Genomic DNA, 1,815 nt, shown 5'->3' with positions numbered 1-1,815 from the left:
GTAGAGCTTCTCCTTCATCGCTTTCGCTTCAGGGCTGCGCACGCCGTCTTTCAGGACGCCGCTGTCGCTGTCATCGCTGCTGTCGTCGCTACTACTTGAAGAGGAATTGTTATGTATAACTTCAGTTAGTTTCGAAAAAGTATTTGGCCCTGCCACTCCATCCACAGTCAATGAATGATCCCGTTGAAATTCTTTCACTGCTTTCTCCGTTTTGGGACCGAAATATTGATTTGGTTCCGCAATGTCTAAATAACCTATTTCGTACAGATCTTCCTTCAGTTCCTGAGCTTGAACACTATTGTCACCGTGTTTCACGATATTGGAAGCTGCATTGACCGAAGAAGGGCTAGACAATACAAACGAAAAGACAAGTAAAAGACCAGCTAACGCGAATATTAAATTTTTAAACATGCTAATTATTTCTTCACTCCTCTTTATATAAATTGAATTTAGTGCATGTTTTCATTCTAATTAGGCCATAAGAACCAATCAATAGGTATTTATTATACAAAAGATTTATCGATATTTTTTACCTATCCCTTTAAAAATTTTTAAAGTAGGCCGTTTTTATCGTTATTTATTAATTTTATTTGAATGTAATAATTTCTTCTCGTCGGTTGTTATAATTAGTTCTAAAGAATTAATTATTATTTTTTATTTATAATTTTAATAGTTGTTAAGACTTTAGAATCAAGTATATCTGTGAAACTTTTCTTAGTCACGCCGATATTACCTACGAGCTATTTAATTAGGAGGTCGAATATGTTTTCATCCAAAAAGATTATTTTTTTCAGCTCTTTTATTGTTTCTGTTTCATTAGGTACTTTTATCGCTGCTGATACTGCCTATGCCAATGAAAAAGACGATATTAACGAGTTATACATAACGGAGGGTACTGAAGCTTCTGAAGTGAAAGAGCTTGAAGAAGCTTTAATTGTTTTAGGTTATCCTCTTCAGGAAGCGAATACTCTGTTTGATAATAATACGTCTATCCATATCTCAGATTACCAGGAACGAAATAGTTTTGAAGTAACCGGGGAAGTTGATCAGGAATTGCTTGAGAATATTCTGGAAGATATGAAAATAACAGAAGAAAGTGAAGCTTCCAGTAATACAGAAGCTGAAGATCCACCTAAAAAAAGTCTCTCTTTAGAAGAAACACCTACTGATCCGTCTAATTCAAAAAGCACAGAGGATCTTGAGGACGTTGAAAACAACGAAACAGATCAACCTTTTGGCGATGATAATCAAGATTCGGTACAAGAAGAATCAGGTCAACATAAAAATACAGAAGACTCGGAAGATATAGAAACTGATGAAAAAGAAACGACGAAAGAAATAGAAGCTGACGCTGAGAAAGAAACACCAGAAGCCGATAGCAAAATTGATAAAAAGGCAGTAGAAAATGAAGTACCAATCGAACAGAAAGAAGCAACACAGCACAAAGCCGGGACATTCGTATTGGAAGCCCGTAGTTTCTCTTCCTCTACCTCTGTTTCCAGCAGCACGATTCTAAAAGACGGGATTACAAGTTCAGCCGTACAGGCGATGAAAGAAAAGCTATACACACTAGGCTACCTTGATATCGCCAAGCCTAATGGAAAATTCGGTCCGCAGACGGAAGCCGCCGTCAAAGCCTTCCAGCGGGACCACGGCCTGACCGTGGACGGGGTGGCGGGGCCGAACACCCTCGCTAAACTCGGCGACGTGATGAAGAACCCGCCGGCGGACGATGACAGCGCAAGCAGTGACAGCGGCGTTCTGAAAGACGGCGTGCGCAGCCCTGAAGCGAAAGCGATGAAGGAGAAGCTCTAT

General features: G+C 39.6%; 2 protein-coding genes. One reads left to right on the top strand and one right to left on the bottom strand.

Translation table 11 applies throughout. The features are described from left to right. On the bottom strand, positions 1 to 411 hold a 411-nt coding region (locus tag ACTTK7_RS17160; protein ID WP_462869318.1), incomplete at its 3' end, for a peptidoglycan-binding domain-containing protein. A gap of 351 nt (positions 412 to 762) precedes the next feature. On the opposite strand from ACTTK7_RS17160, the gene ACTTK7_RS17155 reads away from it, so the two are divergent. Further along, a partial coding sequence (locus ACTTK7_RS17155) for a peptidoglycan-binding domain-containing protein (protein ID WP_462869317.1) occupies positions 763 to 1,815 on the top strand: 1,053 nt, incomplete at its 3' end.

Source organism: Marinococcus tarijensis (assembly GCF_054971385.1).
The sequence above is the reverse complement of the archived record's forward strand: the minus strand, read 5'-3'. Positions and strand labels throughout refer to the sequence as shown.